The sequence below is a fragment of the Aliiglaciecola sp. LCG003 genome (assembly GCF_030316135.1).
Classification (GTDB): domain Bacteria; phylum Pseudomonadota; class Gammaproteobacteria; order Enterobacterales; family Alteromonadaceae; genus Aliiglaciecola.
In genome coordinates this window covers 1,307,321-1,323,710 of sequence record NZ_CP128185.1, presented here as the reverse complement: position 1 = coordinate 1,323,710, position 16,390 = coordinate 1,307,321, and the positions used below count along the sequence as shown (strand labels likewise).

At 43.8% G+C, this 16,390-nt stretch carries 16 protein-coding genes; all 16 read right to left on the bottom strand.

Translation table 11 applies throughout. The annotated features are described in order from the left end of the window. The 16 genes from QR722_RS05600 to cysE all read right to left on the bottom strand — a co-directional run bounded on the left by QR722_RS05600 (position 1) and on the right by cysE (position 16,388). The gene (locus QR722_RS05600) at positions 1-615 is read right to left on the bottom strand and encodes a YfgM family protein (protein WP_286286064.1); all 615 of its coding nucleotides are present in this window, start codon (positions 613-615) and stop codon (positions 1-3) included. 48 nt (positions 616-663) lie between these two features. Next, positions 664-1,941, bottom strand: a complete 1,278-nt coding sequence (gene hisS / locus QR722_RS05595; RefSeq protein ID WP_286286062.1) for a histidine--tRNA ligase — start codon at positions 1,939-1,941, stop codon at positions 664-666. Positions 1,942-2,043: 102 nt separating this feature from the next. Continuing rightward, positions 2,044-3,162: a flavodoxin-dependent (E)-4-hydroxy-3-methylbut-2-enyl-diphosphate synthase gene (gene ispG, locus QR722_RS05590; RefSeq protein WP_286286059.1), complete on the bottom strand. Its 1,119-nt coding sequence runs from the start codon at positions 3,160-3,162 to the stop codon at positions 2,044-2,046. Between the two features lie 15 nt (positions 3,163-3,177). Beyond that, positions 3,178-4,095 carry a RodZ domain-containing protein gene (locus tag QR722_RS05585; RefSeq protein ID WP_286286058.1) on the bottom strand — a complete coding sequence of 306 codons (918 nt, stop codon included), beginning with the start codon at positions 4,093-4,095 and terminating at the stop codon, positions 3,178-3,180. A gap of 2 nt (positions 4,096-4,097) precedes the next feature. Continuing rightward, positions 4,098-5,267: a type IV pilus biogenesis/stability protein PilW gene (pilW, locus tag QR722_RS05580; RefSeq protein WP_286286056.1), complete on the bottom strand. Its 1,170-nt coding sequence runs from the start codon at positions 5,265-5,267 to the stop codon at positions 4,098-4,100. A gap of 46 nt (positions 5,268-5,313) precedes the next feature. Next, on the bottom strand, positions 5,314-6,450 hold the full coding sequence (gene rlmN, locus QR722_RS05575; protein WP_286286054.1) for a dual-specificity RNA methyltransferase RlmN: 1,137 nt from the start codon (positions 6,448-6,450) through the stop codon (positions 5,314-5,316). Between the two features lie 109 nt (positions 6,451-6,559). After that, positions 6,560-6,991 carry a nucleoside-diphosphate kinase gene (ndk, locus tag QR722_RS05570; RefSeq protein WP_286286052.1) on the bottom strand — a complete coding sequence of 144 codons (432 nt, stop codon included), beginning with the start codon at positions 6,989-6,991 and terminating at the stop codon, positions 6,560-6,562. A 179-nt stretch (positions 6,992-7,170) separates the two neighbouring features. Then, entirely contained in the window at positions 7,171-9,690 is a 2,520-nt protein-coding gene (locus QR722_RS05565; RefSeq protein ID WP_286286050.1) for an esterase-like activity of phytase family protein, read from the bottom strand. Between the two features lie 360 nt (positions 9,691-10,050). Further along, positions 10,051-10,389, bottom strand: a complete 339-nt coding sequence (gene fdx, locus QR722_RS05560; RefSeq protein WP_286286048.1) for an ISC system 2Fe-2S type ferredoxin — start codon at positions 10,387-10,389, stop codon at positions 10,051-10,053. A gap of 20 nt (positions 10,390-10,409) precedes the next feature. Continuing rightward, a complete protein-coding gene (hscA, locus tag QR722_RS05555) occupies positions 10,410-12,275 on the bottom strand; it encodes a Fe-S protein assembly chaperone HscA (RefSeq protein WP_286286046.1) in 1,866 nt (621 codons plus the stop codon). Between the two features lie 64 nt (positions 12,276-12,339). Continuing rightward, positions 12,340-12,867 carry a co-chaperone HscB gene (hscB, locus tag QR722_RS05550; protein ID WP_286286045.1) on the bottom strand — a complete coding sequence of 176 codons (528 nt, stop codon included), beginning with the start codon at positions 12,865-12,867 and terminating at the stop codon, positions 12,340-12,342. 52 nt (positions 12,868-12,919) lie between these two features. Continuing rightward, complete coding sequence (iscA, locus tag QR722_RS05545; RefSeq protein ID WP_286286043.1) at positions 12,920-13,243, bottom strand: iron-sulfur cluster assembly protein IscA; 324 nt, start codon at positions 13,241-13,243, stop codon at positions 12,920-12,922. Between the two features lie 20 nt (positions 13,244-13,263). Next, positions 13,264-13,650: a Fe-S cluster assembly scaffold IscU gene (gene iscU, locus QR722_RS05540; protein WP_286286041.1), complete on the bottom strand. Its 387-nt coding sequence runs from the start codon at positions 13,648-13,650 to the stop codon at positions 13,264-13,266. 87 nt (positions 13,651-13,737) lie between these two features. Then, on the bottom strand, positions 13,738-14,961 hold the full coding sequence (locus QR722_RS05535; protein ID WP_286286040.1) for an IscS subfamily cysteine desulfurase: 1,224 nt from the start codon (positions 14,959-14,961) through the stop codon (positions 13,738-13,740). Between the two features lie 12 nt (positions 14,962-14,973). Beyond that, positions 14,974-15,462 carry a Fe-S cluster assembly transcriptional regulator IscR gene (iscR, locus tag QR722_RS05530; RefSeq protein ID WP_286286038.1) on the bottom strand — a complete coding sequence of 163 codons (489 nt, stop codon included), beginning with the start codon at positions 15,460-15,462 and terminating at the stop codon, positions 14,974-14,976. A 116-nt stretch (positions 15,463-15,578) separates the two neighbouring features. Beyond that, positions 15,579-16,388 (bottom strand): serine O-acetyltransferase, encoded by an 810-nt coding sequence (cysE, locus tag QR722_RS05525; RefSeq protein WP_286286036.1) that lies wholly within the window; start codon positions 16,386-16,388, stop codon positions 15,579-15,581. Positions 16,389-16,390: the final 2 nt, after the last annotated feature.

The following is a 16,390-nucleotide window of genomic DNA, read 5'->3' as shown; positions in this document are numbered from 1 at the left end:
TTACCCATTGGCAGCAACCGACAAATCATCCAGTTTCATTTTAACTAACTGATTGTTAGCGTCCGCCGCTAAAGATTCATTATAGGCTTTACGAGCGTCTTCAATTTTTTGTTGATTAACATACACGTCACCCTTGATCTCAGCCACTTGACTGACGAAAGATTCTTGGGCGATAAGCGCTAATGTTGCTAGTGCTTTATCATACTCTTTCAAATCAATCTGGATACGGGCTAAGCGCAGATTGGCGACGCTTTTTATCGCAGCATCGCTGGCATTATCTGCTACAAAAGACAGTTGCTTAGATGCTTCGACTAAATCTTTATTGTCCACGGCAAGTTTTGCTAACTGTAAAGCTGTTAACACCGAGTAACCACCAGTATGAGAATCAACAAAAGCTTTCGCATCAGCGGTATTATCAGCACTTAGGGTTAATAGCACATTTTCGTATGCCTTTGATGCACTCTCTTTCTCGGCAAGTTGTGTGTCGTTATACCAACGCCAGCCATACAGACCACCAATACCTAGCACTACGCCCGCGGCTATGGCCAAACCGTTTTCTTTCCAAAAACGTTTAATCGCTTCGACTTGTTGATCTTCTGTAACGAACTGTTCCATTGTATTTTTCCTCGTACAACACACGCCAATCAGGGCGCGTAAAATCTTTTAATTAAAATAATTTTCGATAAAGGCGATTAATTCGTGACGAACAATTGATACCTGAGGCTTATCCTCACGTAAAAATTTGATCACCACAACTTGTTCATTTATTTCGTTTTCGCCTAACACCAACACGATAGGAGCGCCGCTTTTATCAGCCCGCTTCATTTGTTTTTTAAGGTTCCCACCACCACAATGAGTTTGAACACGCAGTGCTGGAAGTGAATCTCTTAGTTCCTCAGACAATTTCATGGCGTAAAGTTCCGCCGACTCGCCCAAGGAGGTAACATAAACATTAACAGTATCAGGTACCGCTGAGGTCAAATCTAAGGTTTGCAGCATCAGCACTAGTCGCTCAATGCCCATAGCAAAACCAACTGCAGGACTGGGTTTGCCGCCTAACTGCTCAACTAAGCCGTCATAACGTCCGCCTGCACAAACGGTTCCTTGGGTGCCAAGACTATCGGTAACCCACTCAAATACAGTGCGATTATAATAATCTAAACCTCTGACCAAGCTTGGGTTAATTCGGTAAGCTACACCTAGTTGGTCAAGCTTGCTGCATAGACCTTCAAAATGCTGCTTAGATTCGGCATCTAAATGGTCTATTAATTTCGGCGCATCCAAAATGACAGCTTGTACGTCCGGGTTTTTACTGTCTAATACCCGCAGTGGATTGGTCTCTAGGCGCCTGATACTATCTTCATCTAACTGGTCCTTGCGGTCGCGCAGATAAGCTGTCAACAGCTCGCGATAGTGTGCTCTAGCCGCATTGGAACCTAAAGAATTAAGTTCCAGCGTCACATGTTCGCTGATACCAAATTGCTTCCAAAGACGAGCAGATAACATGATCACTTCAGCGTCAATGTCTGGTCCTTCGATACCGAAGGTTTCAATACCAAATTGATGAAATTGACGATAGCGGCCTTTTTGTGGGCGCTCATGGCGAAACATCGGACCCATATACCAAATGCGCTGTTGCTGATTATAAATTAAACCGTGCTCGTTACCCGCCCGCACACAGCTTGCTGTATTTTCCGGACGCAGGGTTAAGCTGTCACCGTTGCGATCAGCAAAGGTGTACATTTCTTTCTCAACAATATCAGTTACTTCACCGATAGAACGCTTAAAAAGATCCGTGCTTTCGACAACAGGCGTGCGCAGTTCTTGATAACCGTAGCCGGCAACAACCTGACGAATTTGATTTTCGACCCATTGCCATAAACCGGAATCAGTTGGCAGACAGTCGTTCATACCGCGAACGGCTTGAATTTGTTTGGTCACGTATTGAGTTCTCTAAAATCGTTTTTTCGCCACATTGGCGTTTAAAAAAAGCCCCGTATTATAGGGGCTTTGATTGCATTGATACAAGCTTAAGCTGGTTTTTTATCCCAGCTGCTTGATCGCAATTTTGCGCTTTTCATCCAACTGAGAAGCTTTAGCGCGTATGCGTTTTTCCAATTGGTCGACAAGATCATCATTTGAAAGACGTTCTTTTTGACGTTTACCGTCTAAATAAAAGCCGCTCATGTTGCGCGCTCCAGTCAATCCTAAATCAGACACTTCGGCCTCTCCAGGACCGTTGACCACACAACCAATGATAGATACATCCATTGGCGTTAAAATATCTTCTACCCGCTGTTCCAGCGCGTTGACTGTGCTGATAACATCAAACTCTTGTCGTGAACAACTAGGACAAGCAATGAAGTTTATCCCTCTGGAGCGAATGCGTAATGACTTTAGAATATCAAAGCCTACTTTGATTTCCTCTATGGGGTCGGCGGCAAGAGAAATACGTATGGTATCTCCGATTCCTTCTGCTAATAACATCCCTAATCCCACTGCACTTTTTACAGCGCCAGAGCGGAAACCGCCCGCCTCAGTGATCCCTAAATGCAAAGGTTGATCGATTCGTTTTGCCAATTCACGGTAGGCCCCAACGGCTAGGAACACATCAGAAGCTTTAACGCTGACTTTAAACTGATCAAAATTCAGTTTATCTAGAATATCAACATGACGCATGGCGGATTCAACCAGAGCCTCGGGTGTTGGTTCACCGTATTTTTCCTGTAACTCTTTTTCTAAAGAGCCTCCATTGACGCCAATGCGGATGGGAATGTTGTTATCCTTGGCACAATCCACCACGCTGCGAACACGATCCATACTACCAATATTACCAGGGTTAATGCGCAGGCAATCCACCCCGTATTCAGCTACTTTCAGGGCGATACGATAGTCAAAATGAATATCGGCAATCAGCGGAACACTAACCTGTTGTTTAATTAATTTAAACGCTTCAGCCGCCTCCATAGTCGGAACCGATACCCGCACAATCTCACCACCCACGGCTACAATACGATTAATTTGAGCAACAGTTGCGGCTACATCTGTGGTGTGTGTATTAGTCATGGATTGCACAGCAATAGGCGCGCCGTCACCGATAGGCACCGAACCCACGTTAATGCGAGTTGATTTACGTCTGATAATTGGAGACTCGGAAAACATTACACTTACCTTTAACTATTGTGTGAAGGGTAGAGAAAATTTAGCAGTCTGACCCGCTTCAATGCTGGATAAATCGACCTCAACACCATCATAACTAATTTTGACTACTTCAGGAGCACCTAGCGTCACCTCAAAGGGACTGACACCTGAAACTGTCATCACCCGACCAGATTTTTTAACACCATAAGCAATAGCTTCACCAGTTGCGTCAGTAAGATTCATCCAGCAGTTGTCAGAAAACTCAAATACCAATTCAATTACTTGTCCTTCCGTATCAGCATCTTGGCTAACCGCTTCTTGTTCGATAACTGGTTGCGCTGTTGATTCGGCCTCAATCATCTCGACGGTCTCATCCACAAATTCTTGTTGTGTATTTTGACCGCTAACAATTAAATCGTCAGGGGTTGGCTCAAGTGTCGTATCTTGTCCTTGAGCATCATCTTGTGCCGTTCGAAGTGTAGCGGTATCTGATGCTTTGACTGTGTTTTTTGCTACGCTAACACCTGTAGAACTGACTTCACTAGAATCTTGTTGTACCCACCAAATCACGATTAAGGCAATCAGCACAGCGACTATCACATAGGTCAACATCATCAAGCGATCATCATTCGCTTGTTTTGCCACCCGCTTTGAGAAACTCTGCAATTTAGCTGGCTCTTTTTGCTGTATATGCTGGCCAGCCAATGCTTCTAACACTACGTCTTCAGGCACGTTGACTTGTTTGGCATACAACTTCAAATACCCTTTAGTGAAGGTCATTGATATGGTTGTGTCATATTCATCCGTTTCTAAGGCTAAAATATTAATGACCTTAAGGTGCAATTTATTCGCTATGTCCGCTGCCGATAACCCAAGCTTTTCTCTTGCTTCTTTTAAGATAGCACCAGGACCTTTAACTTTAACTTGTTGTTGTTCTTGTTGTTCGTCCGTCATCACTACTCTACCGTTTCTGGATCCACGACAATCAGTCGCTTACCTACATAAATTGCAGCACTATCCTGCAAATCATTCCATTCCACTAATCGTTGTATTTTCACGTTATATTTTAACGAAATGCGATATAAATTCTCGCCTTTCTGGACAACATGAAATTGTGTGGCTTCATTTTCTTTGTTTGTTACTTTGCCTGCTGGCTGTTTTACCAATTCCGGTTGTTGCTGATCAGACTGAGCGACAACACCTGGCTCTGGCGCTACATTATTCAGTTGCGCTGCCGCGGGGTTCCCAGTTGCATCAGGCTGATTATCAACCTTTTCATCTTGTTGATCAATTTCAGCCGTTTCGGGTTTAAGCTGTTTGGATATTTTAGCTGTACTTGACGGTACTGTGAACTGCTGGCGGTTCTTAATATAGGATAATGTCCTTTGATGAGTGGGATACATGGCGATTAACATGTCGCCATAACCTTTGGCTAAATCGGCATTACCCAAAGCATTTTCAATATTTACTGACATCCACAATGTCTCAGCCGAGACATTAGAAATTTTTTCTAAACGACGCAAATTCTGCTTAGCTTCGGACCATTGTTGCTGTTGCATTTGTAACTGAATAAGTAACAATAATGCTTGCGAACGCGATGGTTGATGGTTCAAGGCGCTTTGCAAATACTCCATTGCATCATCTACCTGCCCTTGACTTTGACTACACAATGCCAAATTTTCATAGGTCTCAGCAGTGGAGATATAATTGTCACTATTTACCGCTTTTAAAAAATACTTTTTGGCTTGCTGATACTGCCCCTGCTGACATAAAAATGCACCATAAGAGTTGGCAATATCGGGATTATTTGGTGCGAAAGCTAAAGCTTTTTGAAATGCTTCACTGGCCAACTCAGTTTCATCAACCCGCTGATAATAATAAGCAATACCATAATGAGCATCAGCCAATCTGGGGGCAAACTGCAAGGCTTTATCTAAATTAAATTTGGCCTGACTAAAATTGCCATTTTTTAAATAGGTTAATCCCAATGAAATCCTATTTTTAGCAGCCACTACAGGATCAAAGTCATCACTGTCTTTGAATCCGTCAGGTAGGGGCTCACTGACACAGGCAGAGAGAAAAATTAGGGCGATGATAAAAAAACTGCGCATAAAACTCACTTGCATAAAGTCCTCTTAGTGCATGCTAACTGCTTGTTCAGCACTTATCCAACTAGTTGGACATTTTTACTGAAATTTGTTCACCCTTTTGCTGTTTTTTTAACAATCTTTTCGTGCGATCAACCACTTCGCCGACTAATTGACCACATGCGGCGTCAATATCATCTCCTCGCGTCTTACGCACTACTACCGTAAAACCATATTCCATTAGCACTTTTGAAAAGCGATCGATACGTGAATTACTTGAACAGGTATACGGAGAACCCGGATAAGGGTTGAATGGAATAAGGTTTATCTTACATGGCGTTTCTTTTAGCACTTTGGCTAATTCATGGGCCTGTTCCATGCTGTCATTGATACCGTTGAGCATCACGTATTCTACCGTGACCCGTCCTTGGTTAGCATTTGATTTGGCTAAATAACGACGCACACCGGCCAAAAACTCTTCAATTGGGTATTTTTTGTTTACCGGCACCAACACGTCACGCAACTCATCATTAGGAGCGTGCAATGAAATGGCTAACGCTACGTCAATCATATCACCGAGTTTATCCAGTGCAGGGACCACGCCAGAGGTACTCAAGGTGACACGGCGTTTGGATAATCCAAAGCCGAAATCGTCTAGCATGATATCCATTGCTGGCACTACATTTTTCAAATTAAGCAGCGGCTCGCCCATTCCCATCATTACCACATTAGTAATCGGACGCTTAGCGGTGTCTTTGGATAAGCCGATGGTAGTGGCCACTCGCCACACTTGACCGATAATCTCACCCACTGTGAGGTTACGATTGAAACCTTGTTGAGCAGTTGAACAAAAAGTACATTCAAGTGCGCAACCCACCTGAGACGATACACACAAGGTCGCGCGGTCAGTTTCAGGGATCCAGACTGTTTCAACTTCCTGTCCACCAGCCAGCTTGAGGGCGAATTTAATCGTTCCGTCAGTTGCATTTTGCTGATAAGCAATTTCAGGCGCGGTGATCACGCATTTGGCTTTGAGTTTTTCTCTGAGAACTTTATTGAGGTTCGTCATGTTGTCAAAGTCTGATTCGCCTTGCTGATAGATCCATTTCATTAGCTGATCAGCACGAAATGGCTTCTCACCAATAGAATCGAAGAATTCACGCAAACCCTGACGATTAAAATCTAACAAATTGATTTTAGCAGGTTGACTCATAACAGACATAAAACGATTTACCTCAAATAAACAAACAACAGATTGTACAATTTTCGAGCAGTTATTACTACGACAAAAGGGGAGCTAAGCTCCCCTTTGCGTATTATCTAAATAATACTTATCGAGTACGTGGGCAAATTTCTTCTTCAGAGAAGAAATATGCGATCTCACGTGCAGCAGATTCTGGTGCATCAGAACCATGAACTGCGTTTTCGTCGATAGAAGCTGCGTAATCAGCACGAAGTGTTCCAGCTAGCGCATCAGTAGGGTTAGTTGCACCCATGATTTCACGGTTGCGTAACACTGCGTTTTCGCCTTCAAGAACCTGAACCATTACAGGACCAGATGTCATGAAAGAAACCAAAGCGCCAAAGAAAGGACGTTCGCTGTGTTCAGCGTAGAAACCTTCAGCTTGTTCTTTGCTCAGGTGAACCATTTTAGAGGCAACGATGCGCAGACCAGCGGACTCGAAACGATTGTAGATAGCACCGATAACATTTTTTGCTACAGCGTCAGGTTTGATAATGGAAAAAGTACGTTCTAAGGCCATTTACAGGTCTCCGGTTCATAAAATATAAAGTTGATAAAATTTTCGCGCGGATTATAGCAAAAACCAGCGCAAAACCTAATTAATCTGACGTTAATTACAGATTAATTTGTTATACCAAAAAACAAGCCCGTAAATTTACTGGGCTTGTTTGAGCTCTACGTCACTATAATGGGTTTGGATTATTGGATATTGCCCAAATTAATCAATTGTATTTCACCGCTGTTATCATCGACGCCATCATTGTCATTGACAATAATCGCTTCCCCATTAATGGTCACTGCTAGGCCCTCTATTTTTTCGTAGACTAGACCATTTGGCGCTTGCAAATCTGTCATCAAGTCACGGATCAAGCTTTTACGCAGCAAATCCCCCTCTGCGGCTCCGTTAATATCTATGGCATAAATACGTTTTATCGCAGCATCTGGCCCGCCCTGATTATCTCTTTCAAGTACCCAAAATTTGCCATTCCCCATTGAGGCAATGTCTGACAAACCGACCCAACCACCGTTTTGGGATTCAACCATATCCAGGGGGTAAAACAAGAAGCTCCAGCTTTGCGCTAACTGGTCATACACACCGATACGTAAGGAGTCATCACCACTCCACACCCGTTGGAAGGCAACATATACTTTACCGTCATAATCAGCCACCCCTTCGAAACCAAAACGGATTTGTTTCCCGTTGATATCTTCAGGTAAGGTGATAGCCTGTTGGATAACGCCACTGGCATCGGTTTTAAATAGTAGGTTCAAGCTATTCACTGGGCGCTCATCATCTCCCAAAGTACCCGCGCCTTCAGAAGCAATCCAAAAGCCCCCGTCGCTGGCTTGAGCAATACCTTCAGGATCAATATTCACTGTCTTGTCAGGGTTAATCATCGCGGCTAAATCAGCTTCATCAAAGACTCCAATGCGACTAACGTGATCGTCTGCCACTGTGCTATCGGCTAGCGCAACTGTTGTCAGTCCTGCGAACACATCATTTTCGTCTTTGATATTGATTTCACCAGTTAATACCGCTGGGGTTTGCCCCACATCAATAGCAAATATACGATTGCTCTTATAGAAGCTGTCTTCTATGGAATAAACCAAGTCTGCCTTTTGCCTGTCAGCAGCTAATCCCGACAATGCAGAAAACGGAATCGGTGTGCCGTTGGTTCGATCGACCGAGACTAAGGTAGGATATTGAGGCCGGCTCTGGGTGTAGTTATATATATTTACAACCGAGCGCAATTTATCACCTCTATCATCCGCTTCACTGGCTACCACTAACAAGTTTCTAGACGGAATGGCTAGCGATCCTTCAGGTGCGGCACCTGCAGGTAACACTTGTTTAAATTTCGGTTTAGTTAAATCGGCAACATCATACACAAAGACTAAGCTCGAGCGTTCTGAATTGACAAACAAATAGCGTTCATCTCCAAATACCCCAAACTCAGCATTTTCAGGTTCGTTACCCTTATTACCAGAGCGTTCATCAGGATAATGACCCACACGGGCGGTTTGGTGCTCCAAGAAGTTGCCTGCAGCATAAATCACCTGCCCGTGGGTATTAAATACGGTAAAGCCTCGCCCGCCGCCATTTAGATCGCCTTCATCGGCGGTTGCAAAGTACTCTGTGGATAACCAAGTCACACCGTCAGGTTCTCGTAACATCTCACTTACTGATTCGGTCTGAGAGATTAATGCGCCCTCTTCTGTATTATCTACTAAGTTCAAATTAACTGTTCCAGCGCTAAAGTGATTTACGATTGAACCGTCAGTTAAATCAACCAATACTATGTGGTTGTTCTCTTGCAGAGTAATTACCGCAATATTGTCGCTATTGATATCCACGAATTCAGGCTCCGGATCATCAGGGTATAAATCGGCAATACCGGTTAATGCTACAGTCGAAGTAGCCCAGCTGTCTGGTGAACCGTTTAGCGTCACAATCTGAAGGTTTCCAGCAGGCAATTGAGGCGGAGATCCATCACTTAAGTCTTCGTCACGCTCATTTTCTATCACCACCGCAGCATAAAGCCCATCAGGACTCACTGCGACAGAATCAGGCTGACCACTTAGGTCTATGTTCGCCACTATCGTCAGAGTTGAAATCTCTACCACTTCCAATGAACCGGCAACATTGATGAAGTCTGCGGAACGATTCACCCCCACCAAGGCATAATCGCCTTTGACAGACACTGAAGTTGGCTCACCGGGCAAGGCCAATGTTCCCATGGCAATAGGATTAGCCGGATCATTGATATTAACAAAACCAATTTGCTGATTAGGGCTATCAGAATAAATCAACATAGTGCCATCAGCATTGGCAGCCACAATTTCAGCGGAAGTTTCAGTGTTGTCATCACAGGTAGCGTCGATTTGCTGACACACTGGAAATACAGCGATACGATTGAAATGTTTATTTTGCTCCAATTGAGTTGTGGCACATAGGACGGTGCTTTGTGTCACTTCTGAATCTGCTAATACAGCATCCCCATCATGGTCTAGACCAGATGCGATTTCAGTTCCACCTTGGAAACATTGTGCGTCACCGCTAAACAAAGTTGTTTGACGCACCAGACTCACTATACCTGGAGTACCCTGTGTTCCATTCGCTCCTGCAGCACCATCTTCACCATCATCCATACATCCTGATAATCCCAATGGAACGGCAAATGCCAAGCTAAGCAAACTTAAACCTTTTTTTATTCTCATGTTTTATGCCTTTATATTTTAAGGGGAGTTGACTCTTGAGCAGTAAGACAAAGATGTTGACGTTTTTAAGTGACTGTTAATGGACAATTCAGTGACAGTTTATTTGCAGTTTCATGGCGTAATTAAGACATTTAAGTGGATAGCAGACTTATTGGCTGTCCATGCTAAATACGGTGGGTGTCCATGCAAAATAATGCTAAATACGGTGGGTGTCCATGCAAAATACACGGTGGCTGTCCATGCTAAATACGTTGGCTGTCCATGCTAAATACGGTGGGTGTCCTCATAAGAGAGAACGATTAGATAATAAAAAAGGCACGGTAAGGTGCCTTTAGAATTTGCTAGCAAGAAGCTTAAAAACTAATGGCCTTCGCTCACTTGATTGACGGTATATTTGGGTATTTCTACCACCAAATCTTCGTCTTGAATAATCGCTTGGCAGCCTAGTCGAGAGTCTGGCTCTAAACCCCAAGCCTTGTCCAACATATCTTCTTCTAGCTCATCACCTTCAGGAAGCGAATCTAGACCTTCGCGGATCAAAACATGGCAGGTTGTGCAGGCACACACTTTCTCGCAAGCATGTTCGATGCCAATCCCATTTTGCAACGCTACATCTAACACGGATGTGCCTTTTTTACCTTCCAATACCGCGCCATCAGGGCACAGTTCAGCATGGGGTAAAAATATAACTTGTGGCATTTTATGATCCTCTTAAATCGTTATAATTCGTTGACTGAGTGACCCGCCAACGCCTTGTGAATAGATTTGTCCATTCGCCTTGCCGCGAATTCTTGGCTAATATTATCGACTTGTTCTATAGCCGCTTTTATTGCTGCTATATCATCTTGATTAGCTAACACAAGCATTTGAGCCATAGCATACTCAAGGGCGTTTAATTCTTCTGTACTGAGCAAATCTGCGCCATCTTTTTGTAACGCGCTGGTAAGTGACTCAGCTACCCTAGCCGCTTCTACCTGCTGCTCTTTTAACATCCTAGCTTGCATATCTTGCTGGGCATTTTCCATTGAAGATTTGAGCATGTTGGCAACTTCATCTTCTTCCAGCCCATAAGAAGGTTTAACCTGGATCTCGGCTTTAACACCAGAGGATTTTTCCATTGCGGTGACGCTTAATAAACCGTCTGCATCTACTTGGAAAGTCACACGGATATGCGCTGCACCAGCCGTCATCGGCGGAATTCCAGTCAAATTAAACTTCGCCAGCGAACGACAGTCTTTAATCAGTTCCCGTTCACCTTGTAACACATGCACCATCATCGCAGTTTGGCCATCTTTGAAGGTAGTGAATTCCTGTGCCTTGGCAACGGGAATTGTGGTATTGCGTTGAATTATTTTCTCAGTCAACCCGCCCATGGTCTCTATCCCAAGGGATAAAGGCAACACATCTAGCAACAGCATTTCGCTGTCAGGTTTATTGCCAGCTAGAATATCGGCTTGAATCGCAGCACCAATAGCGACCACTTTATCAGGATCAATCGAGGTCAATGGCATTTTGCCAAAGAACTGCCCGACTTCCGTACGCACCGTTGGCACCCGTGTTGAACCGCCCACCATCACAACCTGCAGTACTTCATCTAACTCAATTTCGGCATCTTTTACTGCACGCTTACACGCTCGCAGAGTCTTCTTAATCAATGGGGCAATCATGGCTTCAAATTTCAATGCGCTAATAACCACATTGTGCACTTGACCCTGATCATCGGTAAAACTTACTTCGGCTGCCGAATCAGAACTCAATGCTTCTTTAGCAGCTTTGGCATCATCTAACAAACGACGACGTAAGTGGATTGAAATTTCATTAGGGAGATTAGCCTGCAGGCAAATATGCTCGAATATTAGCTGATCAAAGTCATCTCCTCCTAACGCCGTGTCACCACCGGTAGACAATACTTCAAACACGCCCTTTGATAAGCGTAAAATGGAAATATCAAAGGTACCTCCACCTAAATCATAAATGGCAATAACGCCCTCTTGACCTGAATCTAAACCATAGGCAATAGCCGCAGCTGTGGGCTCGTTTAACAAGCGCAAAACATGCAAGCCGGCCAATTGTGCGGCGTCTTTGGTGCTTTGACGTTGACCATCGTCAAAGTAAGCAGGCACTGTTACTACCGCACCCGTCAATTCATCACCTAGGGTTTGCTCTGCGCGTAGCTTGAGGGTCGCTAAAATATCTGCTGAGACTTGAATAGGATTAACCCAGCGATTAGCTACCTGCATGCTGACATTTGGAGTGCTGGAATCAAATATATAGGGCAAGTTAGGATAATGTTGCTGAATATCTTGTAAACTTCGGCCGAGTAAGCGTTTCACTGAAACAATAGTGTTAGCGGGGTCTAAATTGGCAGATTGTTTAGCCTCTTCTCCAACATCAATACCACTGTCGCTGTAGTGCACTACCGATGGCAATATGGCGCGCCCTTTGTTGTCGACTAAGGTTTCAGCTTTACCGCTTATCACTGAAGCAACTAATGAATTGGTTGTTCCTAAATCGATACCAACAGCGAGTTTGCGTTGATGAGGGGCAGCGGCTTGTCCTGGTTCTGCAATTTGGAGTAGTGCCATATTCAAATATTACCTGTCATTATTTATACGCTTATCTTGTCTCTTACCTTGCCGCTGATTGGCTTTAGTAATCAAATAGCGCATCTTCTTTTAATTCAATTTCTTTTTTCATTTTTTCCAAAAACTTAAGTTTACGCACTTCCATGGCGGCGTTTTTATCTGCTTCGGCATTCTGCTGATTCAGTAACGACTCTAGTCTGCTAAAATGTTGTTTAGTTTGCGCAGCGATTTGGAGCTCTAAAGCTGCTAATGCGCGCTCTGGCTCTGATGCTTTTTCAATTTCATGCAATTCTTCGCGCCATTCCATTTGTTGCATCAAAAATTGACTGTCTTGCATAGTCTGGGTTTCGTGCTGCAACTCAAGGCCGCGTAGTTCGAGCAAATGCTCGGCACGGCTAAGTGGTTTTTTGAGGACTTGATAACCGTCATTGACTTGCGCATTTTTTTGAACTGCTAGCAGTTTTTCTTTACCACCAGCAGCTGAAAATTTATCAGGGTGAGTTACTTGTGCAAGAGATTGGTAGGTTGCAGACAACACAGCCATGTCGATATGGAACTGTTGAGGCAAACCAAAAAGTGCAAAAAAATTCATCAAGAGTCTTTAAATTTTGTTGTGAAGAAGGCAACTGGATTGACGGCAAAAGTTAAACATTAAAACTTTCACCGCAACCACATTCCCCATTAGCATTAGGGTTGTTGAATAAAAAGCCTTCATTCAGGCCTTCTTTTGCAAAGTCCAACTCGGTGCCATCAAGGTAAACCAAACTCTTACCATCAATAATGATTTTTATACCATTGTCTTCAAAAACCTGATCATCAGGATTGGCTTCATCAACAAATTCCAATACGTAAGCCAAACCTGAGCATCCCGTGGTTTTTACCCCTAGACGCAAACCCAGTCCCGAACCGCGATTGGTAAGAAAGCTACGTGCTCGTTGTGCGGCTGCATCAGATACTTTAATTCCCAAAACTGGCTCCTCGTCGATACTTAAGCGTTGCTGTGTTTTGACTTGTAGTCTTCTACTGCTGCTTTGATTGCATCTTCAGCCAAGATCGAACAGTGAATTTTCACTGGTGGCAATGCTAACTCTTCAGCAATATCGGTATTCTTAATGGTGACGGCTTCGTCTAGGGTTTTGCCTTTAACCCATTCAGTAACCAATGAGCTAGAAGCAATAGCAGAACCACAACCATAAGTTTTGAATTTAGCATCTTCGATAATACCGTTTTCACCCACTTTCAATTGCAGTTTCATTACGTCACCGCACGCAGGTGCACCTACCATGCCAGTAGCGATACTTGGATCATTCTTATCAAAACCACCTACGTTACGAGGGTTTTCATAATGATCGATAACTTTTTCACTGTAAGCCATGTTACTTACCTCTTTCATTGCGCCAAGGCGCGTTAAACTCAAAAATACTCAATTCTAGCAATGCTTGTTAAGCATTTAACCTGTCAACTAGTGGTGAACCCATTCTACTTTGCTCAGGTCCACACCATCTTTAAACATATCCCAAAGCGGTGACATTTCGCGTAATTTACCAATCGCGTTTAGCACTACTTTGATGACATGGTCGATTTCTTCTTCGGTGGTAAAACGACCGATAGTGAAACGAATTGAACTGTGTGCAAGCTCATCATTTAGGCCTAACGCTCGCAGCACATAAGACGGTTCAAGGCTCGCTGAAGTACAAGCAGAGCCTGACGAAACCGCCATATCTTTCAGTGCCATTATCAGCGACTCACCTTCAACATAAGCGAAGCTAATATTAAGATTTGCTGCCACACGGTGCTCAAGATCACCGTTTAAATAAACTTCTTCCATATCTTTTAGGCCATTCCAAAGACGATCACGCAATTTTAAAATACGTGCGTTTTCTTCGGCCATTTCTTCTTTTGCAATTCTAAAGGCTTCACCCATACCAACGATTTGATGGGTTGCCAAGGTACCAGAACGCATACCACGCTCATGTCCGCCACCGTGCATTTGCGCTTCTAAGCGAACACGAGGTTTACGACGTACATATAATGCGCCTATCCCTTTTGGACCATAGGTTTTATGGCCTGAAAAAGACATCATATCGACTTTAAGCGTCTGTAAATCGATTTCTACTTTACCGGTACTCTGAGCAGCATCAACATGAAACAACACTTTCTTATCACGACATATCTCGCCAATCGCAGCAATATCTTGGATCACGCCGATTTCATTATTCACATGCATGATACTTACAAGCACAGTATCAGGTCGAAGATTGTCTTCAAATTCAGCTAAATCCAGCAAGCCATTTGGCTTAGGATCCATGTATGTCACTTCAAAACCTTCACGCTCTAGTTGACGACAAGCGTCAAGTACTGCTTTGTGTTCAGTTTTAAGGGTAATAATATGCTTACCCTTTTTAGCATAAAAGTGCGCAGCACCTTTAATTGCCAAGTTATTCGATTCTGTTGCACCCGAGGTAAATACGATTTCACGTGGGTCAGCGTTAACCAATTCAGCCACTTGGTTCCGGGCAATATCTACTGCTTCTTCTGCATGCCAGCCAAATTTATGTGACCTAGATGCCGGATTACCGAAATTCCCTTCTAGCGTTAAGCATTCTATCATCTTCTGTGCAACACGCGGGTCAACCGGCGTTGTAGATGAATAGTCAAGGTAAATAGGTAAATTAATATTGCTCATTGCTTGCTCCACTTACAGTTGCAAACTGATTTCAATTTCGTTTGCAACAATATGATTAAGTTGTTTATTTCTGTCTTGTCGACCGGCAACTGTTTTTACGTCTTGTTGGGCCATAAGTTCACCTAAGGTGATACCATTTAGAAAAAGGCTGATCCGTTCACTCAAATCTTGCCATAGACTATGGGTAAGACAACGCTCCCCGCCTTGGCAATCTGAGTTGCCCTGACAACGTGTTGCATCCACGGATTCGTCTACCGCTTTAATAACCTCGCCAACCGCAATTTCTTCGGCTGCACGTCCAAGTTTATAACCACCACCGGGTCCACGGACACTTTGTACCAACTGCTCTTTTCTCAAGCGAGAAAACAGTTGTTCAAGATATGAAAGTGAAATTTCCTGTCGCTCGGAGATATCTGCCAATGACACTGGGCCTCTGCGAGAATGCAAAGCAACATCTAGCATAGCAGTGACGGCATATCGGCCTTTGGAAGTAAGTTTCATATAGAACACCCATAAACAAGATAGGCGTAATTGTCACATACCCTACTAAAACAGTCAAGTATTTAACCCAGTAAAACAGTCAAGTATTATTGACTGTTTTACTGGGTTAACTCCGTTCAAATGCTTGGGTCAAAAGCTTCTCTGTTCCTTTGCATGTCATCTACTAAGCCTGAATCCTGGAAGGTTTCCAGATTGATTGAAGGCAAAGATTTTCCACACACATCGCCGCCCATAGCGTTGATAGATTTACACATTTCCTCAACTTTGGTATCGATAAGATGCACATGATCTAACATGATACCAATAGCATTGGCGACTGGATCTGGATTGTCCGGCGCAACCGCATAGGCGTCAAACCCATATTTGCGCGCGATTTTATCACGATGTTGATGTTTATCCTGATCTTTTTGTTCTTTTTGCATCACAATTCGGCCGGGAATCCCTATCACAGTAGCATTTTCAGGTACGTCTTTAACCACCACCGAATTTGAGCCGACTTTAGCGCCTTTATGCATAGTAATTGGACCAAGTACCTTAGCACCCGCTCCTACCACAACATTGTCCTCTAAGGTTGGATGTCGTTTACCACCATTCCAACTTGTGCCGCCAAGGGTCACTCCGTGGTACAAGGTAACGTCATTACCAATTTCAGCGGTTTCGCCGATCACGACCCCCATACCATGATCAATAAAGAACCTACGGCCCAAGGTGGCGCCGGGATGAATTTCAATTCCCGTCATCCAACGAGAGAATGTAGAAATACAGCGCCCTAGCAATTTCCAATTAGCCTGCCAAAGACGGTGCGCCAGCCGATGCATCCAGATAGCATGCAGACCTGGATAATTCAAAAGCACTTCTAAGGTTGTGCGGGCAGCGGGATCGCGATGGAAGACACTTTGAATATCTTCTTTCATTCTCTCAAACATAG